The sequence below is a fragment of the Spiractinospora alimapuensis genome (genome assembly GCF_018437505.1).
Classification (GTDB): domain Bacteria; phylum Actinomycetota; class Actinomycetes; order Streptosporangiales; family Streptosporangiaceae; genus Spiractinospora; species Spiractinospora alimapuensis.
This window is the reverse complement of record NZ_CP072467.1, coordinates 5,662,339-5,683,788: the sequence shown is the minus strand read 5'-3', so window position 1 is coordinate 5,683,788 and position 21,450 is coordinate 5,662,339. Positions and strand designations below refer to the sequence as shown.

At 69.0% G+C, this 21,450-nt stretch carries 20 protein-coding genes and 1 pseudogene; 17 read left to right on the top strand and 4 right to left on the bottom strand.

The window, feature by feature from the left end; genetic code table 11:
- The first annotated feature begins 635 nt into the window (after positions 1 to 635).
- The 7 genes from J4H86_RS26340 to J4H86_RS26310 all read left to right on the top strand — a co-directional run bounded on the left by J4H86_RS26340 (position 636) and on the right by J4H86_RS26310 (position 5,792).
- A complete protein-coding gene (locus J4H86_RS26340; protein ID WP_236540996.1) occupies positions 636 to 1,061 on the top strand; it encodes an ATP-binding protein in 426 nt (141 codons plus the stop codon).
- Entirely contained in the window at positions 1,058 to 1,360 is a 303-nt protein-coding gene (locus tag J4H86_RS26335; RefSeq protein ID WP_236540995.1) for a hypothetical protein, read from the top strand. Before J4H86_RS26340 ends, J4H86_RS26335 begins: the two co-directional genes overlap by 4 nt.
- A gap of 104 nt (positions 1,361 to 1,464) precedes the next feature.
- Positions 1,465 to 1,887 carry a hypothetical protein gene (locus J4H86_RS26330; protein WP_236540994.1) on the top strand — a complete coding sequence of 141 codons (423 nt, stop codon included), beginning with the start codon at positions 1,465 to 1,467 and terminating at the stop codon, positions 1,885 to 1,887.
- Positions 1,884 to 2,963 carry a methyltransferase domain-containing protein gene (locus tag J4H86_RS26325; RefSeq protein ID WP_236540993.1) on the top strand — a complete coding sequence of 360 codons (1,080 nt, stop codon included), beginning with the start codon at positions 1,884 to 1,886 and terminating at the stop codon, positions 2,961 to 2,963. Before J4H86_RS26330 ends, J4H86_RS26325 begins: the two co-directional genes overlap by 4 nt.
- Before the next feature lie 52 nt (positions 2,964 to 3,015).
- Positions 3,016 to 3,510, top strand: coding sequence for a hypothetical protein (locus tag J4H86_RS26320; protein ID WP_236540992.1), 495 nt, complete (start codon positions 3,016 to 3,018; stop codon positions 3,508 to 3,510).
- A gap of 132 nt (positions 3,511 to 3,642) precedes the next feature.
- Positions 3,643 to 4,623, top strand: a complete 981-nt coding sequence (locus tag J4H86_RS26315; protein WP_236540991.1) for a transporter substrate-binding domain-containing protein — start codon at positions 3,643 to 3,645, stop codon at positions 4,621 to 4,623.
- A gap of 104 nt (positions 4,624 to 4,727) precedes the next feature.
- The gene (locus J4H86_RS26310; protein WP_236540990.1) at positions 4,728 to 5,792 is read left to right on the top strand and encodes a COX15/CtaA family protein; all 1,065 of its coding nucleotides are present in this window, start codon (positions 4,728 to 4,730) and stop codon (positions 5,790 to 5,792) included.
- Here J4H86_RS26310 and J4H86_RS26305 read toward each other — a convergent pair.
- Positions 5,746 to 7,050 carry a PrsW family intramembrane metalloprotease gene (locus J4H86_RS26305; protein WP_236540989.1) on the bottom strand — a complete coding sequence of 435 codons (1,305 nt, stop codon included), beginning with the start codon at positions 7,048 to 7,050 and terminating at the stop codon, positions 5,746 to 5,748. The two genes, J4H86_RS26310 and J4H86_RS26305, sit on opposite strands and share 47 nt — an antisense overlap.
- Before the next feature lie 217 nt (positions 7,051 to 7,267).
- Between J4H86_RS26305 and J4H86_RS26300 the strand changes: the two genes are divergently transcribed.
- The gene (locus tag J4H86_RS26300; protein ID WP_236540988.1) at positions 7,268 to 7,687 is read left to right on the top strand and encodes a DnaJ family domain-containing protein; all 420 of its coding nucleotides are present in this window, start codon (positions 7,268 to 7,270) and stop codon (positions 7,685 to 7,687) included.
- Positions 7,688 to 7,762: 75 nt separating this feature from the next.
- Positions 7,763 to 8,110: a hypothetical protein gene (locus tag J4H86_RS26295; protein WP_236540987.1), complete on the top strand. Its 348-nt coding sequence runs from the start codon at positions 7,763 to 7,765 to the stop codon at positions 8,108 to 8,110.
- A gap of 53 nt (positions 8,111 to 8,163) precedes the next feature.
- Here J4H86_RS26295 and J4H86_RS26290 read toward each other — a convergent pair whose 3' ends face one another.
- The 3 genes from J4H86_RS26290 to J4H86_RS26280 form a co-directional block, all read right to left on the bottom strand.
- Positions 8,164 to 9,105 carry a heme o synthase gene (locus J4H86_RS26290; protein ID WP_236540986.1) on the bottom strand — a complete coding sequence of 314 codons (942 nt, stop codon included), beginning with the start codon at positions 9,103 to 9,105 and terminating at the stop codon, positions 8,164 to 8,166.
- A gap of 346 nt (positions 9,106 to 9,451) precedes the next feature.
- The gene (locus J4H86_RS26285; protein WP_236540985.1) at positions 9,452 to 10,321 is read right to left on the bottom strand and encodes an alpha/beta fold hydrolase; all 870 of its coding nucleotides are present in this window, start codon (positions 10,319 to 10,321) and stop codon (positions 9,452 to 9,454) included.
- A complete protein-coding gene (locus tag J4H86_RS26280) occupies positions 10,321 to 10,785 on the bottom strand; it encodes a GbsR/MarR family transcriptional regulator (RefSeq protein WP_236540984.1) in 465 nt (154 codons plus the stop codon). Before J4H86_RS26280 ends, J4H86_RS26285 begins: the two co-directional genes overlap by 1 nt.
- 269 nt (positions 10,786 to 11,054) lie before the next feature.
- Here J4H86_RS26280 and J4H86_RS26275 point away from each other — a divergent pair, with 269 nt between their 5' ends.
- The 8 genes and pseudogenes from J4H86_RS26275 to J4H86_RS26240 all read left to right on the top strand — a co-directional run bounded on the left by J4H86_RS26275 (position 11,055) and on the right by J4H86_RS26240 (position 21,276).
- Positions 11,055 to 11,474 (top strand): phosphatase domain-containing protein, encoded by a 420-nt coding sequence (locus J4H86_RS26275; protein ID WP_236540983.1) that lies wholly within the window; start codon positions 11,055 to 11,057, stop codon positions 11,472 to 11,474.
- A 299-nt stretch (positions 11,475 to 11,773) separates the two neighbouring features.
- Positions 11,774 to 13,802 (top strand): annotated as a pseudogene (gene tkt / locus J4H86_RS26270) (transketolase).
- Between the two features lie 23 nt (positions 13,803 to 13,825).
- Entirely contained in the window at positions 13,826 to 14,935 is a 1,110-nt protein-coding gene (gene tal, locus J4H86_RS26265; RefSeq protein ID WP_236540982.1) for a transaldolase, read from the top strand.
- Between the two features lie 71 nt (positions 14,936 to 15,006).
- Entirely contained in the window at positions 15,007 to 16,617 is a 1,611-nt protein-coding gene (locus tag J4H86_RS26260; RefSeq protein WP_236544189.1) for a glucose-6-phosphate isomerase, read from the top strand.
- A 68-nt stretch (positions 16,618 to 16,685) separates the two neighbouring features.
- Positions 16,686 to 18,215, top strand: coding sequence for a glucose-6-phosphate dehydrogenase (zwf, locus tag J4H86_RS26255; protein ID WP_236544188.1), 1,530 nt, complete (start codon positions 16,686 to 16,688; stop codon positions 18,213 to 18,215).
- Between the two features lie 22 nt (positions 18,216 to 18,237).
- Positions 18,238 to 19,158 carry a glucose-6-phosphate dehydrogenase assembly protein OpcA gene (locus tag J4H86_RS26250; RefSeq protein ID WP_236540981.1) on the top strand — a complete coding sequence of 307 codons (921 nt, stop codon included), beginning with the start codon at positions 18,238 to 18,240 and terminating at the stop codon, positions 19,156 to 19,158.
- A complete protein-coding gene (gene pgl, locus J4H86_RS26245; protein WP_236540980.1) occupies positions 19,155 to 19,973 on the top strand; it encodes a 6-phosphogluconolactonase in 819 nt (272 codons plus the stop codon). The genes J4H86_RS26250 and pgl overlap by 4 nt, the downstream gene beginning before the upstream one ends.
- A 364-nt stretch (positions 19,974 to 20,337) precedes the next feature.
- Positions 20,338 to 21,276 carry a hypothetical protein gene (locus J4H86_RS26240; RefSeq protein ID WP_236540979.1) on the top strand — a complete coding sequence of 313 codons (939 nt, stop codon included), beginning with the start codon at positions 20,338 to 20,340 and terminating at the stop codon, positions 21,274 to 21,276.
- Positions 21,277 to 21,450: the final 174 nt, after the last annotated feature.

Sequence of the window (21,450 nt, the reverse complement as noted above, 5' to 3'; positions counted from 1 at the left end):
TCCGGGTCGTCCATATTCGCCACCCGCACGGAATGTGAATCCTGACGCCCTGTCCCTTCATTAGGGAAATCGAAGTGCGTAGCGTCCAGGTCACCGATCGATAGCGAAAACGGTGATCGCATGTGGACGCGGACCATGGACCGTAACGATCTTCACGGGCCCTGGGCTGATGACATCGCCCTGGAACGGCTCCAGGCTGACTTCGCCACCTATCGGATTTGGCGCGCCCTGAGCCCAGATCACGTTCCTGGCGAATGGTGTGCGATTCCGGTCTCCGGAGGATCGATCCTCACGGCGCCGTCTCCCGAGGGGCTCCGCACGCGTCTCGCATCTGCGGAGTGACCCGGCGATGACGTCACCTCATCCCGAGACCCCGGCGGCAGCTTGCACTGCCCCGGGGCGTGGACACCAGTCTTAGGAGGACTGATGCCAGCGAGAACCCTAACTCGCGATGACGGGATTCTTGTACCCCCAGCTTCGCGTGATGCACGTCGCCGTCATTCGCGGGTTCGTCCCTACCTCTTCCGTCGCCCATCTCATGCGTGGTGCCGGTCGTGTGGCACCGCCCTCAGCCATCCCTCAACAGTGACGTCGATCCTCGCGACCGGGCCGCTGCCCGTGGTGGGGGTGTCGTCATGACCACGAAGAGGTTCGCTGGCCTGCCAGGAAGTGTGGCGCTGGCCCGCGCCTGGGTCCGTACAGAGTTGGCCAAGCACGGGGTCGATGACGACGCGATCGAAGAGGCTGTGCTGGTGGTGTCGGAGTTCGCGACCAACGCGCTGCTGCACACCCGAAGCGGAGATCTCGGTGGAACTTTCACCGTCACCACAGAAATCCAGCCCACCCGAGCATTGGTGAGTGTCACCGATCAGGGCAACGACACGCAGTCCACCCCGGCGTGGGGCAGGCGCCCCGCCCCCCTCGCCGAGCACGGGCACGGACTCCAGTTGGTCGTCGCCATGGCGGAAACCTGGACCACCATCACCCACCACGATCACTGCACCGTCACCGCCCACCTCCCTCTTCTGGTTCCAGCTCAACGAAGCGGAGGAGCCTGGTGACCACATCCCCACGCGATCGACGTTCCCCCAGCTCGCCAGGCCGGACAGCCGTGTGGACCGAAGTCGCCGCGCGCAACCTCGCGTTCCACTCGCCTCGGCTACAGCGGGACGAGATCGTGACCGAACTCAGCTACTCCCAGCGCGTCGTCACTGTCCGCAGGCGCGAGCGGAGCCTGTTGATGATCGCCACCGACTACGGATGGGTCTCCTCCCCAGCCAACGACAATCTGCGCCTCCCCTTGGACCGCACCGTCGCCCTGGAACGACGCCTGCACAGGCTGCTCGTGGAAGGCGACTGACGTCCCGCGCGCCCCCCGGCGCGCGGGCCACCGGGCCGCCCCGCCCCTCACCCTCCCAGGCAGGGCGGCCCGACATTCAGAGGTCGGGGTCAGCGAGGAGCTGGGTGTACAGCAGTTTCAGCTCACGGCCGTCGCTGATAATGGCGGAGGGGGTTGAGGCCACGGCGCACCTGTTCCAAGGCTGGGTGCCCAAGGACCACGAGGTCCGCCTCACCGTCGCCGGTGACCGACTCCTCGCCGCCACGGTCCACGCCGACAGCGACACCGGCGTCATCGATTGGCGGTCGGACTACCGCAAACTCCGCTACGAGACCACGACGGTCCCCCAGAATGTCGCCGACGGCGTGCACGCCCTCCTGGCCCGGTTGGGGCTGCGGTTCGGCGCGCTGGACTTCGTCGTGCAACCCGATGGTGAGTGGGTGTTCCTCGAGGTCAACCCCGCTGGCCAGTGGGATTGGATCCAGCATGAGACAGGACTACCGATCGTGGAAGCGATCGTCGATGAACTTCTGGAAGGACCCCCGTGACGACCGATCCCCACCAGATCCACCGTGACCGGCTAGTCGCCCAGCTCCGCGCCAACGGAGTCCTCGACGAGACGTGGGCGCCGGCGTTCGCGGCGGTGCCGCGCCATGTCCTCGTCCCCCGCTGGTACACCCCCAGCAACGGAAACTGGCTGAGTCACACCGCCGCCGAGGATCCTGCCGGTGCCTACGCCGACGAAACCCTGGTGACCGCCCTCGACGGCGGGACCGTCGGGATCCCGACCTCCTCCTCCACCGCGCCCGGCCTGATGGCCGGGATGCTGCGCGGCCTCGACGTCCACGACGGGACGCGGGTCCTGGAGATCGGCACCGGAACCGGATACACCACCGCCCTGCTCTGCGAACGCCTCGGCAGCGAGAACGTCTACTCAATCGACGTCCAGCCCGAGGTCGTCGACGCCGCGCGCCAACGTCTCAACGCCGCCGGCTACACCCCCACCCTCGCCACCGGCGACGGCCGCCAACGCCAACTCGCACTCGACGCTCCGGTCGAGCGGATCATCGCCACCTGCTCCGTTCCCTATATCCCGCCGGCGTGGATCGACCAGCTCGCCCAAGGCGGGCTGATCCTCGCCGCGATCGACCTCGGCATCGAGTCCGGCGCCGTCGCGCTGCGCCTCAACGGTAGAAAGCTGGAGGGGAGTTTCACGCGCCACACGGTGTCCTTCATGCCGGCCCGCTTCCCCAACGCCCCCACCGGCGCGCAACGTCTGGACTACGCCCCCACCACCGCGACGCGCCCCACCCGCCTCACCGCGGGCATCATCCAAGACCACTACGCCTACCGGATACTCCTGGCCTCCCGCCTTCCCGACGTCCAACGCGTCATGTGGACCGACGGCGCCGAACGCGCCCTCCAACTCCAGAAGCGGGACGGTTCCGCCTGGGCCCGCGTCCCCCTCAACGACGCCGAGACCAGCCCGACCGTCACCTATGGCGACACCGACCTCTGGGCGGTCGCCGAGCAGACCTGGACCGACTGGCAGCTCGCCGGCCGCCCCGCCCACGACACCTACCGCGTCACCCAGCACGACGGTGAACTCACCATCCACGAGTGAGGACGGACCCCACACTTCCCAAAGCCGAGGGCGAGCTGTATCGAGGAGCCGCATGCGTGAAGCCACACCCGCCGACGCGACCGCAGTGGCCGCCATGGTCACCGCTCGCATGGAGTGGATGCGCGAACACGGCCTACGCGTCACCGACGATACGGCCGAGGCCATCGCGGCCCAGACCCGCGACGACACTCCGATGTGGGTCCTCGTCGACGACGCAACGGTGCTCGGCTGCACCAGCGTCTACAACGAGTCCCCACCCTGGGGCTTCACCGAATCCGAGCGTGCCATCCTTGCCGTGTTCCTCGCCTCCACGTGGACCACGCCCAACAACCAGCGCCTCGGGCACACCATCGCTCGCTGGGCACTTGACCACGCCTGCCAGACCGGGCGAGGAGAAGTCCGTCGTGGAACGTTCTCCTCCGCCCTGGTCCGCTACTACCAAGACGTTCAGGGCTGGACCATCGTGCGCGAGGTCGAACGACGCGGACGCAACTGCACCTTCCTCACCCGCCGTGTCACCGCCTCCCTCCGAGAAGCGGCGCGGTGACCCACCGCTCGGCGCCATCCGCACGCATATGTCCGGGAGCGGTCAGTCTCTGGGCCGTCGATGCTGGGGCCGCGTTGGTAGCGTCGCCCTCGGACGAGTCCTGGGTTCACCCCCACTCCTGGGAGGATTTGGTTGTCGAAGTCCGTAGGCAGCGGGCACATCGCGGGCCTCGTACTGGGTGCCGGCGCGGTCGCCCTGCTGGTCGGCGTATCCCTCGTCAACGTCCAGAACCACGATGACGCGCAAGTGCGCGCGGAACAGAGCGCGTCGCCGTCGCCGAATACCCCTTCGGAATCCCCCACACCTTTTGCGTCTCCCGAGGGTGACGACGAGGAGGTCGACTCAGCGCTGGAACGAATCGAAGACGGTGGGACGGTGCGGATCGGCATGCCGCAGCGGGAACCCTATTCCCTTGATCTCGAGAGCGCCCCCAGGGGATTCTTTCCCGAACTCGCGGACGAGGTGTTCACCGAACTCGGCGCGGGCGAGATCGAACTGGTGGAGCGTTCGTTGGCCCACAGCCCCGATCACATAAACACCGATGATCTCGACATCCTGGTTATCCCGAACGAACTCCATACCGCCTGCGAGGACACTCAACCAGGAAACCCAGTGACGGAGAACCTCGGCTCGTTCCTTGTCGAGGCCCGGACCCCGCAGGGAATCGTGGACTTCTCCGATTTTGACGACGGGGACCTCATCACCGGCATCTCCCGGTCTCCGGGGGACGCCGCGCACGTCGAGGTGGACAGGGAGCAAGCCGTGCGTGCACCCATCGACGAGGCTCCGGAAATGTTGGCCGAGGGCGAGATCGACGGATACGCGGAGGAGTCGGTGCGCCTGCGGTGGTGGCTGAGCGATCAAGCCGAAGACGAGCAACTGGACAACGCCGACTCGATGGAGACCACGGACCCCTTCCCGAGAAGCCCGCGCAGCTACTCGGGATTCACCTTCCCAACAGACGAGGGCGACCTACGGCGAGCCGTGAACGAGGTCGTGGACGACATGCGTGCCGACGGGCGCCTCGCCGAGATCGGCGAACCGTGGGGATTCACCCATGCCGAACTCTCCCCCGAGGCGCAGACCGCCGACGAGGTCTGCGACCTCGAGTAACCGGCTCAGCCGGGCGTCACGCCGCAACCGGTTCACACCGCAGGTCAAGCCCTATTCGCCGCCCCCGAACAGGGGAACCAGCGCGCCCTACTACGCTGTGTCGTATGCCAGGCTTCTCCACTGAACCCCAGACCGTGCTGGCCGCGGACATGCTCGGTGTCCCTATCTGGGGATGGCAGGTCGGTTTCGCCGTCGCGGGTGTGATCGCGTTGGTGTTGCTCGCTCGCACCATCTGGGAGCCGAGTGACGCGTCGTTGCGTTGGTGGGCGTTGGGGAACGTCGCCGTCAACGCGGGGATCGCGGTCACGGGGGCGACGGTGCGGGTGACCCAGTCCGGGCTCGGATGCTCGGAGTGGCCGCGTTGCACTCCGGACAGCTTCGTTCCGTCGGGTGGTGACCACCACCCCGTACTCAACGAGGCGATCGAGTTCGGCAACCGGATGTTGACCTTCCTCGTCCTGGCGGTCGGTGTGATCGTCGTCGTGGCGCTGTGGCGCAGGTACGGCCGGCACGGACGCCCGGATCTGATGCGGATGGCCGTGGTCATCCCCCTCGGGGTGCTCGGACAGGGGGTCGTCGGTGGGATCACCGTGTGGACCCGGTTGCACCCCGCCTCCGTGGGCACGCACTTCATGCTGTCGATGGTCATGCTCGTGGTGACGGTCGCCCTCTACCTGCGCTTGCGCGAACCCCGAGGCGAGTTGCGCCCCCGGGTCGACGAGGGGCAGCGGCGGCTCGCTGCCGGGTTGGCCGTCGTGGGGTTCCTGCTGCTCGCGGCCGGCGTCGTCACCACCGGCACCGGCCCTCTGGGCGGTGACCTCGAGGCGCCACGGTGGGGCTTCGACCTCCCCACGGTCACGCGGGTGCACGCCGTCCTGGGATGGGCGACGGCGCTGGGGGCCGTCACCCTCCTCGTCAACTTCCTGCGCAGCGGCGCCCCGCGGGACCTGCGGCGCTACGCGATCGTCCTCGTCGCCGCCGTGGCGGCCCAGGGCGCGATCGGCTACACCCAGTACGCCCTGCAGCTCCCGGAGGGCCTCGTGGTCGCCCACGTCCTGGGCTCAGTCGTCACCTGGGTGCTCATCCTCCGCGTGTACTTCGGCACCGCGGAACGCGTCGAGGTCACCACCCCTGCTGGGAGCCCCCGGGCTGCGGCGGCGGGCCGCTAGGCCGCTGCTGCTGCTGAGCGCGCGCCTGGTCGATGATGTGTTGGAAGTTGCCACGCCGCATGAACCCGGAGTCGGTCGCCGAGCCCGCCCACGTGGGTGCCACGGGTTGGCGCACGTGGCCAAGGAAGGCCTCCCGGGCCACGTGCATCAGCGCCAGGAGGGAGTCCCGCCGGGCCTGCCAGTCGGGGCGGGCGATCCCCCGGTCCCACTCCATGTGCATCAGCGCGAGCTCGGTGGCGGCGAGCTGGTAGTCCTCCATCGCCTTGTACCCGCCCCGGCCACCGGTCGACTGTGCCCACCGACGGGCCAGCTTCCGGCCCCCCATGGTGCTCAACATCCGGATGTCCTGGGCCGTCACGAGCCCCGTGTTGGTGTAGGGCGGAAGGTAGTAGGCGATGGCCGCGATGACGCGCCGCCGGTCCACGACCGCGATCACGATGATCCCGATCAGGACCAGGAAGATCAGGAAGTAGGCCACCGCCCAGCCGCCGAAGCCGAACGCGGTGGACCCGTTCCACAGTCCGTGCAGCAGCACCGCCGCCACCCAGCCGAAGAACAGCGCGACCCACCGCCCGGGCCCCCGATTGAGGGCGACGTAGGCCACCCCGATCCCGATCATCGCCGTGTAGATGGGGTGTCCCAGCGGTGAGACGAGGCCGCGCAGGACGAAGACGAACGCGAAACCACCGAAGCCGCCCTCGAAGAACGAGGTCAGGAAGTAGGACACGTTCTCGGTGAAGGCGAAGCCCGCCGCGACCATACCGGCGTAGATGATGCCGTCGGTGAGGGAGTTCAGCTCGTTACGACGCCGCCACAGGAAGAGCAGGAGCACCAGCCCCTTCATGCTCTCCTCCACGACCGGCGCGATCACCGTGGCGGTGAAGTACTCCCCGCCGGCACCGAACGTGGGCACCGCGTAGTACATCCCGCCCACCGTGTTGAGGATGAGCGCCGCCAGGACGGCCACCCCGGCACCCCACAGGAACGAGAACACCAGCATCCGCGGCGGCTCGGGTTCCAAGCGGTCCAGGAGCAGAATGAGCGGGATGATGATCGACACCGGGATGACGGCGGCGGCGAGGCTGATCACGAAACCAAAGGCCCCGGCTGCGCCTGCCCCAAGCACGCCCATCAGCAGGAAGTAGCCGAACACCAGCAGCATGCACAGCACGCTGACGCCGATGCCGATGATCAGGCCGACGGAGTGCCGGCCGGGTCGGCGTCCTTCGAGGATGGCTTTGGTATCGAGACCGGGCATGGCATCAGAGCCTAGCTTGAGCCCGATCGATCTTTCGAGTCGGCACGTCGCCCACACCATCACCAATGCGCGCAATCGGCGTCATACCCGCCGATGAGTGCGTCGCTGGCCGTCTTCGGACACCTCGAGAGCTGCGGTGACGTGCCTCATAGACTGAAGGCATGGCCGCCGAACCGCCGGGTGGCGTGGCCGAGGGACCGGAGGACCGGGGGTGGCGATGGTCGAACGAAAGCCGACCGGCGAACCGTTCGAGTCCTGGGTGGAGAAGCAGATCCGCGAGGCGGTGGAACGCGGCGAGTTCGACGACGTACCCGGGACGGGGCTGCCGATCCAGGACATCGACCGGCCCCGGGACGACCTGTGGTGGGTCAAGAAGAAGATGCGTGCCGAGGGGCTGAGCTACCTTCCCCCCACCCTGGCGCTGCGCAAGGCCGCCGAGCAGGCACTGGCCGACGCCGCTGACGCCTCCTCCGAGGCCGAGGTGCGCCAGATCCTCACCGAGATCAACCGTCGCATCCGGGAAATGAACATGCGGCCGCCCGAGGGACCACCGCTGAACCTCGTTCCCGTCGACGTGGAGCGGTTCGTCCGCCGGTGGCGCATACGGCGGCACAAGTCGGCCTCCAACGGCGACTAGGCCCCACATATCCGCGCACAGTAACGTCGGGGAGTGTCCGGACCACGGCACACGGAAACGACGGGGAGTTGGCGGATGGCGGAGCCACGGTGGATCGTCCTCATCGAGGAGGAGACCAACAAGCAGCAGCAGGGGCGCAAGATCTACGACCCGTCGCTCGGGACGACCTACGCGAGCGAGGAGGAGGCGCGGCAGGCCGCGTGGCACCTGGCGAACAACCACCGCCCTCAGCACCCCATGAGCCCCAAGTCACGGACCGTGGTGCACCACGACGACTACGAGTACACCGTCATCGTGCAGGGGGCGACGAAGAGCTTCCACTTCACCGTGCGGGTCGGTGTCGCCTACGTGGGACTTCCCGGGGCGCCTCCCGAGCAGGGCCCGGGATCACCCCACTACAGGACGACCGGCCCGGAGTGGTGACGGCGGGCGGCCAGCAATGACCGCACGCTGGGGCGCGCCGCCGAGGTCGCGCCTCAGCGCATCCAGCCGGCGAGCAGCGGATCGATGGTCACCGCGGTGAAAAGCAGCGCGAGGTAGGCGTTGGACAGGTGGAAGAACCCCATCGTCCGCAACTGCGGCCCGGTGACTCCCCTCCGCGCCTGCGCGAGCAGCCGGTGCGCCTGCCACAACAGGATGACGCCGAGCGCGGCCGCGACCACGGGGTAGAAGACGGTGGTGTTGGCGACCGGCCACAGCGCGACGGAGCACGCCACGGTGACCCAGCTGTAGATGACGCACTCGACCAGCACCCGCTTCTCCGTGGCGACCACGGGAAGCATGGGGACCTTCGCCGCCGCGTAGTCCTCCTTGTAGCGCATGGCCAGGGCCCAGGTGTGCGGCGGCGTCCAGAAGAACACCACGAGGAACAGCACGAACGGCGCCAGCGCGAGCTCGCCGGTGATCGCCGCCCACCCGATCAGGACGGGCATGCACCCGGCGATGCCGCCCCATACCACGTTCTGCGCCGTACGCCGCTTGAGCAGCAGCGAGTACACGAACAGGTAGAACAGGATGGCGAACAGCGACAGCCCGGCGGCGAGCAGGTTGACCGTCGCGGCGAAGCCGAGGGTGGACAGGATGCCCAGGAACACGCCGTAGAACAGCGCACCACGGGGGGTCACCTGGGCCATCGCCATCGGCCGGCGCCGTGTTCGACGCATCTCCGCGTCGATGTCGCGATCGATGTAGCAGTTGATCGCGTTGGCGCTGGCGGCGGAGAGCGTCCCGAAGATCAGCGTGGCGACCGCGGTGAGCAACGGCGGCACACCACCGGCCGCCAGGAACATCACGGGAATCGTGGTGATGAGCAACAGCTCGATCACTCGAGGCTTCGACAGCGCCACATACGAACGCACGTAGGCCCCGAAGGAGTTCGGACCCCCGCCGCGAGGCCGCGCCTGATCTGTAACCGCCATCCGATGAACCATTCCGCTCGCCACCACGGGTCCTGGAACTCGCCGCGGCAGTGGCCACCCCCAGCGCGAGGACCAATCAACGACAAACTGTAGTACAGGTCCGCGCCAACCCCCGATCCACCCCCCGTTGCCGGCATGACCTGCGGTGAGAGAAGTCACCTGGTGGAGCCGGATCGGTGGGGGCCTCGACTCGATGGGTCAGGCCGGCTCGCCGCCGCCGGCCGGGTCCAGCCTTCGCTCCCGTTGCGTGACCGTGGGAAACATGCGCTGTCCCGGGAGGCGAGGCGAAACCGGCCGGGGAGATACCACCGCTCCATAGGTAAGTGGCCGTGGCGTCGTGGGCAGCTCAGTCCCGCAGGAAGTCGCGGATGAGCGTATTGACTCTCTCGGGCGACTGCCGATTGGGCCAGTGGCCGTGGCCCTTCAGCATCTCCAGACGCGCCCGTGGAACGCGATTCGCGGCGGCGATGGTGTGATGTGGACGCACTCCGACATCCTTGTCGCCCTGGATGAACAACGTGGGGCAGGTGATCTCCCCCAAGCGTGGCCTCAAGTCCACTTTCATCCGCCAGAAGCCGATGGAGGTGGACTGCCAGTCCGAGGTGCTGGTTCCCGTCCTCATCTCGTCCAAGACCTCGTCCACGATCTCCTCGAAGTCCTCGACCGGGCCCGCGAAGAGCGCCCCTCGGAGGAAGCGCGCGACCTGCTTTCGCCCGCGAAACATCCATGAGGGCACGGTCGTGTTGAGGAATCGACTGCGGGCCGCCATCCAAAGGAGCTGGTGCACCACTGGAGGGAACGAGATGATGCCACCGGGCGCGATCGCGACGATGCGCTCCACCCGGTCGGGATGGTCGATCGCGTAGGCGAGGGTGAGTGCGCCACCCTGCGACATACCGACGATCGCCACTCGCTCGAGGCCGAAGTGGTCCAGCGCGCGGGTGATGACGTCAAGCATGACCGGATGGTCAGCGGTTCCGTTCCAGGGCTTGCTGTTTCCCTGCTTGGGCCAATCGAGCGCGATGACCCGGTGATCTTGCGCCAGGAAGGGGATGAGGTGTCGCCAGCTCAGCATGGCGTTGTCCTGTCCCGCACCGCTGAGCAGTAGGACCGGAGGACCTGTCCGACCCTCGGCGATAACGCTCAGGGGGCCTTCGGGACAGTCGATGGTGACCCGGCTGAAGGGGTCGCGCTGGCGCGTGGTCCGCTCTTCCATCAGGACTCCTTCCAACGCCGCAGGAGGGCCGGGAGCTCCTCCTCGAGAAAGGTGTAGAGGTCACGGACGTTGTCCAGGCGTTCACGGCGCTTGGGGGAGGCTCCTTCGCCTTCCAGGATCCGAAGTCCGTTCTCCATCACCTGGCGGAAGGACGTCGCCTGGGCGTAGCGGCGCTCCAGCATGCGGCTCCAACCATCGGGGGCTATACGGAAGTACTGCCGACGATCGCCCCTCACGCGGACTGACTCCACCAGTCCGCTCGGCGTAAGCAGCCGGGTCGCGGAACTGATCGAACTGCGGCTGACTCGAAGATTCGCTTCGAGCTGGGCCGGGCTTTGCTCAGGAGGATCACTGATCAGCAGCCATCCGATCACTCTCCCAGCGATCAGTGGCATCCCTTCGCGTTCGAAGAAGACCGCGACCTCATCAACGAAGTCCAGCTCGGCTTCGGTCGGTTCGCTCATGGACATGAGAATACGCTTGTTGCAGTTATTCCTGCAACAAGCGTATTCTTTTCGTTCGGGATCCCACCACGTTGACTTCCGGCGACGCGGAGAACGCGGACCCGGACAGTGATCGACCGAGTCACACCGGGCGCACCGGCCCCACGTCGGTAGTGAGCCCCCATCGACACGGGAGGCCCACACATCGAAGGGCGCCCACACCCCTCACAAACCCGCCCATAGGGTGAGATCGGACTTCAGGCGACGGTCTCCCCCTATGGAGGAACTCAGTGAGCAGGACCATCCTCGTCGACATCGACGGAACCCTCGCGCTGCGTACCGGCGCCGACGCTCGGGGGCCGTATCAGTGGCACCGGGTCGGGGAGGACACGCCGAACGCACCGGTGGTGGACGTCGTCCGACGCCTCGCGAAGTCGGGGTTGGAGGTCGTGTACGTCACGGGTCGCAGTGACGAGTGCGCGGCCGCGACGCGGGAGTGGCTGGCCGAGCATGTCGGGGTGGACGGTGAGCTGCACATGCGGTCGGAGGGGGACCGACGGCGGGATCACGTGGTGAAGCGGGAGCTGTACGACCGCCACATCCGGGACCACCACGACGTGCTGTGTGTCCTCGACGACCGCGACGGGGTGGTCGCCATGTGGCGGAACATCGGACTGACGGTGCTCCAGGTCGCCGACGGCGACTTCTAGGACGGAGTCACGACGTCCGCCGTTGTCCAGCGTCGAGACGTCGAGTGGTGGTCGCTGTCGCGCACGTGCGCGATAAGCTCGGAGTGACCGGTGTCGTGGCGGTCGCCCCTTGTGGCGGCGCGTTTGACGCACCGTATCCCCCGGGGGGTGGCCCCGGTTCGCGTTCCCGTGGAGCGCACGCTCGGAATAACTCGAAGGATGGAGCCTGCCCAGTGAACACTGGCCCCGCCCAGCCGTCAGAAGAACTTCAGTGGTCGGAAACGGACCAGCGCGCCGTCGACGTGGCCCGGGCTCTGGCGATGGATGCGGTTCAGCAGGCGGGTAACGGGCACCCCGGCACCGCCATGAGCCTCGCTCCCGCCGCCTACCTGCTCTACCAGCGGATCATGCGGCACGACCCCGCGAGGCCGGACTGGCCGGGTCGGGACCGGTTCGTCCTCTCCGCGGGTCACTCCAGCCTGACGCAGTACGTGCAGCTCTACCTCTCCGGCTATGACCTCAGCCTGGACGAGCTCAAGCGGCTGCGCCAGTGGGGCAGCCGTACCCCCGGCCATCCCGAGCACGGGCACACCGCCGGTGTCGAGACCACGACCGGGCCGCTGGGGCAGGGCATCGCGAACGCGGTGGGCATGGCGATGGCCGCCCGGCGTGAGCGCGGGCTGTTCGACCCCGACGCCGCCGCCGGCACCAGCCCGTTCGACCACTTCGTGTACTGCGTCTGCTCCGACGGTGACGTGCAGGAAGGCGTGAGCCACGAGGCGAGCTCACTCGCCGGCCACCAGGAGCTGGGCAACCTCGTCGTCATCTACGACGACAACCGCATCTCCATCGAGGACGACACCGACATCTCGTTCTCCGAGGACGTCGCGGCCCGCTACGAGTCCTACGGCTGGCACGTGCAGCACGTCGACTGGACGGCGCGCGGCGGATACCACGAGGACGTCAACGAGCTCTACCAGGCGCTGCGCGCGGCCCGCGCCGAGACCGCGCGCCCCTCCTTCATTCGGCTGCGGACCATCATCGGCTGGCCCGCGCCCAACAAGCAGAACACCGGTGCCTCCCACGGCGCGGCCCTGGGCGCCGACGAGGTCGCGGCCACCAAGCGCATCCTCGGCCTCGACGCCGACACCACCTTCGACGTCCCCGACGCCGTCCTGGCCCGCACCCGCGAGGCGCTGGACCGCGGCAGCGCCGGGCGCGACGAGTGGGAGTCCCAGCTGGCCGCGTGGCGTCGCGACGCCGGCGAGCGGGCCGCGTTGTACGACCGACTCCAGCAGGGCGCGCTTCCCGAGGGCTGGGCGTCGGCGATCCCGAGTTTCCCCGCCGACCCCAAGGGCATGGCCACACGCAAGGCCTCCGGCGAGATCCTCTCCGCGATCGCGCCCGTGCTGCCGGAACTGTGGGGTGGCTCCGCCGACCTCGCCGGAAGCAACAACACGACGCCCAAGGGACAGCCGTCCTTCGTGCCGGCGCGTCGCTCCACCAAGGAGTTCTCCGGCGACCCCTACGGCCGGGTCCTGCACTTCGGCATCCGCGAGCACGGCATGGGCTCTGATGAACGGCATGGCCCTGCACGGGCCGACCCGTCCCTACGGCGGCACGTTCCTGGTCTTCAGCGACTACATGCGCCCCGCCGTGCGGCTCGCGGCCCTGATCGGCCTGGGCGTCACCTACGTGTGGACGCACGACTCCATCGGGCTCGGTGAGGACGGACCGACCCACCAGCCGGTCGAGCACCTGTGGAGTCTGCGGGCGATCCCCGGCCTGGACGTGGTCCGTCCGGCGGACGCCAACGAGACCGCGGTGGCGTGGCGGACCGTCCTAGAGCGTGACAACCGGCCCGCCGGCTTGGCGCTCACCCGACAGAACGTCCCCACCCTCGACCGCGAGGTCCTGGGCAGCGCCGAGGGCACGGCCAAGGGCGGCTACGTCCTCGCCGAGGCCACCGGCGGTACCCCCAAGGCCGTCATCATCGCGACCGGTAGTGAGGTGGCGATCGCCCTCGAGGCGCGCGAGCGACTGGAGAACGACGGCACCCCCACCCGCGTGGTGTCCATGCCGTGTGTCGAGTGGTTCGCCGAGCAGGACGAGGCCTACCGTCGCACGGTACTCCCGCCCAAGGTTCGGGTACGGGTGTCCGTGGAGGCGGGAGTTGGCCTGGGCTGGCACCAGTTCCTCGGCCCGGCCGGAGAGACGGTGAGCCTGGAGCACTTCGGCGCGTCGGCTCCGTACGAGACGTTGTATGAGGAGTTCGGTATCACGGCGGACCAGGTCGTGCAGGCGACGCGGCGCAGCGCGGAGCGCGCCGAGGACCTGGGCGACGAGTGAGCGACATCGACCAAGGGGGCACCATGTCTGGTCCGCTGAACGAGTTGACCGAGGCGGGAGTCGCGGTCTGGCTCGACGACATCAGCCGGGAACGCCTACGCAACGGCAACCTCGAGTGGCTGGTCCGCGAACGCGACGTCGTCGGCGTCACGTCCAATCCCACGATCTTCGCCGGCGCCCTCAAGCAGGGCGACGCCTACGACGACCAACTGCGGGACCTGGCGCTGCGCCGTGTGCCGGTCGACGAGGCGGTCCGGGAGATCACCACGCACGACATCCGGTCGGCGTGTGACGTTCTGCGCCCGGTGTACGAGGCGACGGGCGGCCAGGACGGCCGGGTCTCGCTCGAGGTCGACCCGCGGCTCGCGCACGACACCGAACGCACGGTGGCCGAGGCGCGCGCGCTGTGGTGGATGGTGGACCGGCCCAACCTGTTCATCAAGATCCCGGCGACGCTCGAGGGTCTGCCGGCCATCACCCAGGCGCTCGCCGAGGGCATCAGTGTCAACGTCACCCTGATCTTCTCGCTGAGCCGCTACCGCTCGGTGATGGATGCGTTCATGACGGGTCTGGAGCAGGCGCGTGAGCGTGGCGTGGACCTGTCGACGATGGCCTCGGTCGCGTCGTTCTTCGTCAGCCGGGTCGACACCGAGACCGACAAGCGTCTGGACGCGGTGGGCTCCGAGGCCGCGCGGCACCTCCGGGGCCGCGCGGCGATCGCCAACGCGCGTCTGGCCTACGCGGCCTACGAGGAGACCTTCGCGACGGGACGGTGGCACGAGCTGGCCGCCGCCGGGGCGCACCCGCAGCGTCCGCTGTGGGCGTCCACCGGCGTGAAGGACCCCGCCTTCGAGGACACGCGCTACGTGACGGAGCTCGTGGCCAGCGGCACGGTGAACACCATGCCGGAGGCCACGCTGGAGGCCGTCGCCGACCACGCGGTGGTCAAGGGTGACACCATCGCCGGCACCTACGCACAGGCGCAGGCCGACATCGACGCGCTGGCGACCGTGGGTGTGGACTTCACCGACGTCGAGAACGTCCTCGAGGTCGAGGGCGTGGACAAGTTCGTGAAGTCCTGGCAGGACCTGCTGGACGGTGTGGCCGAACGTCTGGGTGGCCAGCCGGGATAGTCCCATCTCGTGAGTGAGGACGGTGTGCCGTGATCGAGTCCAACGCCGCTGAACTGTCGGTCGTCCACACGATGGACACCGAGGATTCGGTACGGCACGCCGTGGACCGGCTCGTGTCCGACGACGTGCCCGAGCGGTTGGTCGCGTTAGACGACACCCTGTGGGGCCCCGAGGCTCGGGACGAGGCGTCGATCCGGCTGGGCTGGCTGGATCTGCCCGCGTCGTCGCAGGCACTGCTGCCTCGGCTCCTGCCCTTCGCGGAACGCAAACGCGCCGACGGCATCGACCGTGTCGTCCTCGCCGGGATGGGGGGTTCGTCACTGGCACCGGAGGTCATCGCCGAGAGCAGCGGTCACTCGTTGATCGTGCTGGACAGCACCGACCCCCAGCAGGTTCGCCGCGCGCTGGACGACGGCCTCGAGCGGACCGTGGTGGTCGTCTCCTCCAAGAGTGGCGGGACGATCGAGACCGACAGCCAGCGGCGCGCGGCCGAGCAGGCGTTCCGGGACGCGGGCATCGCGCCCGCCGAACGCATCGTGTGCGTGACCGATCCGGGGTCGCCGTTGGCGGAGCTCGCCGAGACACACGGCTACACCGTGTTCCTGGCCGACCCGCACGTGGGGGGCCGCTACAGCGCGCTGAGCGCCTTCGGGTTGGTCCCGGCGGCACTCGCGGGGGTGGAGGTGCAGCACCTGTTGGACGAGGCCTCGGCCCTGCAACCGTCGTTGCGGTCCAACGACGTCGCCAAGAACCCGGCACTGCTGCTGGGCGCCGCGCTGGGGGCGTCGGCCCGGGCCGGCGACCACGCGGGCCGGGACAAGGTCGCGCTGGCAGGGGTGGCACCGCACGGTCTGGGCGACTGGATCGAACAACTCCTCGCGGAGTCGACCGGCAAGGACGGCCGCGGGCTGTTGCCGGTCGTGGTCGAGGACGAGGACGCGCCGGGGTACTCCCCCGGTGGCGACCGGCACCTGGTCAGCTTCGGAACACCGGGCGTGCCGGCGCCGGAGAGCGACACAGTGGTCACCGGTCCGCTGGGAGCCCAGTTCTTGGCGTGGGAGTACGCGACCGCGATCGCTGGGCGCGTCCTGGGTGTGGACCCCTTCGACCAGCCCAACGTGGCGGAGTCCAAGAACAACACGACCCGGCTGCTGGAGTCCGCCGGCGACGCTCCCCTCCCCACGGGCGATCCCCTGCTCGTCGCGGGCGCGGTCGAGGTGTACGCCTCGCGGGCGTTCACCGAGGCGGTCCCGCACGACCTCGGTGACCTGAGCGGCGTCCTGCGGTCGCTCGCGGCGCTCCCTCAAGAGGGGGGCTACCTCGCGGTGATGGCCTACCTCGACCGGGGACGCGACGTCGCCGCGCGCCGGCTGCGTCCGGCGTTGGCGGAACGCGGCGTCCACCCCGTCACCTTCGGTTGGGGCCCCCGTTTCCTGCACTCCACCGGCCAGTACCACAAGGGCGGCCCGCAGAACGGTGTCTTCTTGCAGGTCACCGGGGATACAGATGAGGACCTCGCGATTCCGGGGCGTGGCTTCGGATTCGCGCGGCTGCAGATGGCCCAGGCGTTGGGCGACTTCGGCGCGCTCGCCGAACGGGACCGGCCGGTGGTGCGGGTCCACCTGCGGGATCGGGTGGAGGGAATGGCCGAGCTTCTCGCGGCGCTGGAATCCACGGCATAGTCAGTCACGGCCGCGCCCACGCGGTCTGGCGGAGAACAGGGATGGGGTTGAAGGTGAAGGAACCGGTGATGCCGGGCGCCGTGCCGAACCCGCTGCGTGACGCGCGGGATCGGCGCCTGCCCCGAGTCGCGGGCCCGTGCGTGTTGGTGATGTTCGGCGTCACCGGGGACCTGGCCCGCGGCAAACTGCTTCCGGCCATCTACGACCTTGCCAGCCGTGGACTGCTGCCCCCGGGGTTCGGACTGGTCGGGTTCGCCCGCCGGGACTGGGAGGACCAGGACTTCGCGGCCGTCGCACACGACGCGGTGCGCCGCCACGCCCGAACCCCGTTCCGCGAGGACGTGTGGGCGCAGCTCAGCGAGGGCATCCGGTTCGTGTCGGGGGAGCTGGACGACGACGAGGCCTTCGACCAGCTCGCCGCGACCGTGCGTGACCTGGACGCCAAGCGGGGGACGGGCGGCAACTACGCCTTCTACCTGTCGCTGCCGCCGGCCCTGTTCCCTACGGTCATCGGCCAGATCAAGCGCAGCGGTCTCGCGGAGTCCTCGGGCGACGCCTGGCGGCGGGTCGTGGTGGAGAAGCCCTTCGGCCACGACCTCCAGAGCGCGCGTGAGCTCAACGCGAAGGTCGACGAGGTGTTCCCCCCGGAGTCGGTCTTCCGGATCGACCACTATCTGGGCAAGGAAACCGTTCAGAACATCATGGCGCTGCGGTTCGCCAACACGCTCTTCGAGCCGATCTGGAACCGTGGCTACGTCGACCACGTGCAGATCACCATGGCCGAGGACATCGGGGTCGGTGGCCGTGCCGGGTACTACGACGGCATCGGCGCCGCCCGTGACGTCCTGCAGAACCACCTGTTGCAGCTCCTCGCGCTCGTCGCGATGGAGGAGCCCGTGTCCTTCACCTCCGACGCCATCCGCGCGGAGAAGGAGAAGGTGCTGTCGGCGGTGACCCTGCCGGCCGACCTGTCGACTGCGACCGCGCGCGGCCAGTACACCGAGGGTTGGCAGGGCGGCGCTCCCGTCCGGGGCTACGCCCAGGAGGACGGGATCAGCCCCGACTCCACGACGGAGACCTACGCCGCGGCGCGGCTCACGGTCGACACCCGCCGCTGGGGCGGCGTCCCGTTCTACCTGCGTACCGGCAAGCGTCTCGGGCGGCGGGTCACCGAGGTGGGGCTCCTGTTCCACCGCGCCCCGCACGCCTTCTTCCCGACCAGCGACGTCGCGCAGTTGGGGGCCAACGCGCTGGTGCTTCGGATCCAGCCCGACGAGGGAGTGACCCTGCGCTTCGGGTCGAAGGTCCCGGGGGCGGCCATGGAGGTGCGCGACGTCAGCATGGACTTCACCTACGGGCGTTCCTTCAACGAGGACAGCCCCGAGGCCTACGAACGACTGATTCTCGACGTGCTGGTCGGTGACCCACCGTTGTTCCCCGGACAACGGGAGGTGGACCTGTCCTGGCAGATCCTGGATCCCATCGAACGCCACTGGGCCGAGTCCGGCGCACCGGAGCCCTACGCGCCCGGTGGGTGGGGGCCACGGTCCGGGCACGAGCTGTTGGAACGCGAGGGGCGGTCGTGGCGGCGACCGTGACGAGCCACGGGAGGGGGACCCCATGACGCTCTACCTGCCCTACACCACGACCGCGCAGATCGTGGAGGAGCTCAGCAAGGAACAGCGCACCATCGGCGGAGCGCACAACATGGTGCTCACGCTGGTCATCGCGACCGGCGAAGCGGACCACTACGACGCGGTGCGAGCGGCGACCGAGGCCGCGCGGGAACACCCCAGCCGGATCCTCGTGCTGATCCGCCGCGACCCGGACGAGGAGTCCCGCCTGGACGCGGAGATCCGTCCACCGGGGATCGCCGGCCCGGGCGAGGTCCTGCTGCTGCGTCTGTACGGCGAACTGGGTGACCACCCGGACTCGGTCGTCACGCCGTTGTTGGCTCCGGACGCCCCGATCGTGGTGTGGTGGCCCGGCGTCGGCCCCAGCGACCCCTCGACCGACCCGTTGGGGCGGCTCGCGCAGCGTCGGATCACCGACGCGCAGCGGGCCGACTCCTCGGTGCGGGACCTACTGGACCGGGTCGCGCACTACCACCCCGGCGACACCGACCTCACCTGGACCAGGATCACGCCGTGGCGGTCCCTGCTGGCGTCCACGATGGACCGGCCCTGTGGTTGGGTCACCGACGCGGAGGTCGAAGCGGAGGAGGACTTCCCCAGCGCCGACCTCCTGGCCGCCTGGCTCGCGGACCAGCTCGAGATCCCGGTACGGCGCACGATCTCCTCGGGCCCGGCGATCACCGGTGTCCGGCTGATCACCGAGTCGGAGGAGATCTCGGTGTCGCGCCCCGATGGTCGGGTCGCGACCCTGTCCCGAACGGGACGCCCCGACCAGCGCGTCGCGCTCCCCCGCCGGGGGTCGACCGAGGCGTTGGCCGAGGAGTTGCGGCGGCTGGACGCCGACGAGGTGTACCACGACAGCGCGCGTTCGGTCGGTGTGATGTTCGCCGAGGGGGCCACGTCGTGAGTCCGGTGAGTGTCGTGGTGCATCCCGACGCCCAGCTCCTGGCGAAGGCGGTCGCGGCGCGTCTGGTCACCCGGCTGGTCGACACGCAGAACGCGCGGGGCTCCGCGTCCGTCGTGCTCACCGGCGGCGGGATCGGGACCGCGGTCCTGCGTGAGCTGGCCGAAGCGCCGGCGCGGGACGCGGTGGACTGGCGGCGGCTGGACCTGTGGTGGGGAGACGAGCGTTTCCTGCCGAAGGGTGATCCGGACCGGAACGAAACCCAGGCGCGTGCCGCGCTGCTGGACCACGTCGACGTCGACCCCGAGCGGGTGCACGCCATGCCGGCCTCCGACGGCCCGGACGGCGACGACCCCGAGGGCGCTGCCGCGCGCTACGCCACGAGTCTCGCGGCGGCGACCCGGGCGGAGGACAAGGGCGGCGTGCCCAGCTTCGACGTCTGCCTGTTGGGTGTCGGCCCCGACACCCACGTGGCGTCGCTGTTCCCCGGACAACCGGCCCTGTATGAGGAAACCCGGTCCGTCGTGGCTGTGCGAGGGGCACCCAAACCACCCCCCACGCGGATCAGTCTGACCCTGTCCGCGATCCGGCGCGCGCACGACGTGTGGCTGCTCGCCTCGGGAGCGGAGAAGGCCGCCGCGGTCAACCTGGCCGTGAAGCCAGCGGGCGAGGTGCAGGTTCCGGCGGCAGGGGCCCGCGGACGTGTGCGAACTCTGGTCCTGTTGGACAGAGCGGCCGCGGACCACCTACCGCCGGCGCTCGTCTCCCCCGGTGGGGTCATCCCCGGACACGGGGAAACGACGTCACGCTTGTCATGACCACTGTGAAGTCTTCCCCGCGCAGATAGACAGAGTCGTCCCCGCGCGGATGGACACCGTGGGTCCCCTATGAGGCAACCCATCTCCGGGGAAGCCTGATGGCGCGGTGGATTTCCGCTGTGACACCGACAAGCGTGGCAGTCAGGGGGGAACCCCACAGCGTCGAGACACCGGCACCACCGCGCCACCAGGTGACTCACCACAAGGAATCCTAAACGCGGTGAACCGGGCATGACAGGACACCGCCGCCTCAATTCCGAACGGGATTGACACAGAGTTGCCATAATGACAAACAAGGGACAGTGGAAGGCACCTCGCTCGCGGACGGGTTCACCGAGCGGGCCTCCACACACCAGGGGGCACGATGGACGATCTCAGGACCGAAATGAAGCGCCTCCGACCGGGGCGCGGGATCCACGCCACCGACCTGAAGAATCGTCTGGGGGACGAACTGAAGGCATTGGCCGGCGTACGCGAGTCCGCGTCCCGAGCCGAGACGCAGGGGGCGGTCGCCTCGGCGTTGGAAGCCTGGGCGCAGGACCTGCCCGAGGATCTACGACTGGCGTTCCTCGCCGCGTTCGGCGCGCACCCGGCGGCCCGGTTCCCCACACTGGAACGCCGGATGGAGTGGGCCGCGGACCAGTTGGGCGGCGTGAGCATCCGGACCGTACACCGCCGAGTCGACGACGCCGTGGACCGGATCGTGTCCGATCTACCCGCCGCGACGCCGACGAGTCGGGGCAACTACGCGCCGGGGGGTTGGTACCTCGCCTCGCTGCGCACCACGCTGTGCCTGGACGGGGACACTCCCGAGGCGCTGGAGGACCGCGAGATCGTTTCCACCATCGAGGGCCTGGAGGAGGTCCTGGTGTCGGGCCGTGTTCCCAGGTCCTATGGCGGCGACTCCCACGGCCTTCAGTTGCGCGTCCTGTTCGGGGGGTCGGAGGTGCTACGCCGCCAGCCGACCGACAGCTACTTCCAGCACTACATCCGCCTCCCGCGGCCGTTGGGCTACGGGGAGCGGCACACGCTCAGCGTCGCCGTACGGATCCCGCAAGGCCAGACGATGCACCCGCGGTACGTCTACTACCCCCTGCGTCGGTGTGACGCCTTCGACCTGCGGTTGCGGTTCGACCGGGGGCAGGAGCCGTACCAGGTGTGGCAGATCCCGGGCCTGCCGCGCGGTGTGGTCGAGGAGTACGCGGACGACACCGCCATGGTGCGGCCGGACACCGCCGGCGAGATCCACCTGGACTTTCACACCCTGCGCACCGGGTTCGGGTACGGGGCGCGGTGGAACTGAAGGGAGTCGACGGCAGCGGGAGGACGGTGACGCCCTCCCGCGTCGGTTCCGGGGGCCGGTCTCAGTTGTCGGGTTCCATGGATTTCGGCCGGGACGGGGGCTCACCCTTCCCTCGGCCTCCCTCCTCTCCGGGGCACGAATGAAGTCTGCTTTCTTCTGATGCGTCGGCAAGGG

Bases quoted from the DNA above. Each gene is read 5' to 3' on its own strand.
- J4H86_RS26250 (WP_236540981.1), top strand. From the start codon at position 18,238: ATGACGCTCTACCTGCCCTACACCACGACCGCGCAGATCGTGGAGGAG.
- J4H86_RS26340 (WP_236540996.1), top strand. From the start codon at position 636: ATGACCACGAAGAGGTTCGCTGGCCTGCCAGGAAGTGTGGCGCTGGCC.
- J4H86_RS26310 (WP_236540990.1), top strand. From the start codon at position 4,728: ATGCCAGGCTTCTCCACTGAACCCCAGACCGTGCTGGCCGCGGACATG.
- J4H86_RS26300 (WP_236540988.1), top strand. From the start codon at position 7,268: ATGGTCGAACGAAAGCCGACCGGCGAACCGTTCGAGTCCTGGGTGGAG.
- tal (WP_236540982.1), top strand. From the start codon at position 13,826: ATGTCTGGTCCGCTGAACGAGTTGACCGAGGCGGGAGTCGCGGTCTGG.
- J4H86_RS26280 (WP_236540984.1), bottom strand. From the start codon at position 10,785: ATGAGCGAACCGACCGAAGCCGAGCTGGACTTCGTTGATGAGGTCGCG.
- J4H86_RS26260 (WP_236544189.1), top strand. From the start codon at position 15,007: ATGGACACCGAGGATTCGGTACGGCACGCCGTGGACCGGCTCGTGTCC.
- J4H86_RS26305 (WP_236540989.1), bottom strand. From the start codon at position 7,050: ATGCCCGGTCTCGATACCAAAGCCATCCTCGAAGGACGCCGACCCGGC.
- J4H86_RS26320 (WP_236540992.1), top strand. From the start codon at position 3,016: ATGCGTGAAGCCACACCCGCCGACGCGACCGCAGTGGCCGCCATGGTC.
- J4H86_RS26295 (WP_236540987.1), top strand. From the start codon at position 7,763: ATGGCGGAGCCACGGTGGATCGTCCTCATCGAGGAGGAGACCAACAAG.
- J4H86_RS26290 (WP_236540986.1), bottom strand. From the start codon at position 9,105: ATGGCGGTTACAGATCAGGCGCGGCCTCGCGGCGGGGGTCCGAACTCC.
- J4H86_RS26285 (WP_236540985.1), bottom strand. From the start codon at position 10,321: ATGGAAGAGCGGACCACGCGCCAGCGCGACCCCTTCAGCCGGGTCACC.
- zwf (WP_236544188.1), top strand. From the start codon at position 16,686: ATGCCGGGCGCCGTGCCGAACCCGCTGCGTGACGCGCGGGATCGGCGC.
- J4H86_RS26240 (WP_236540979.1), top strand. From the start codon at position 20,338: ATGGACGATCTCAGGACCGAAATGAAGCGCCTCCGACCGGGGCGCGGG.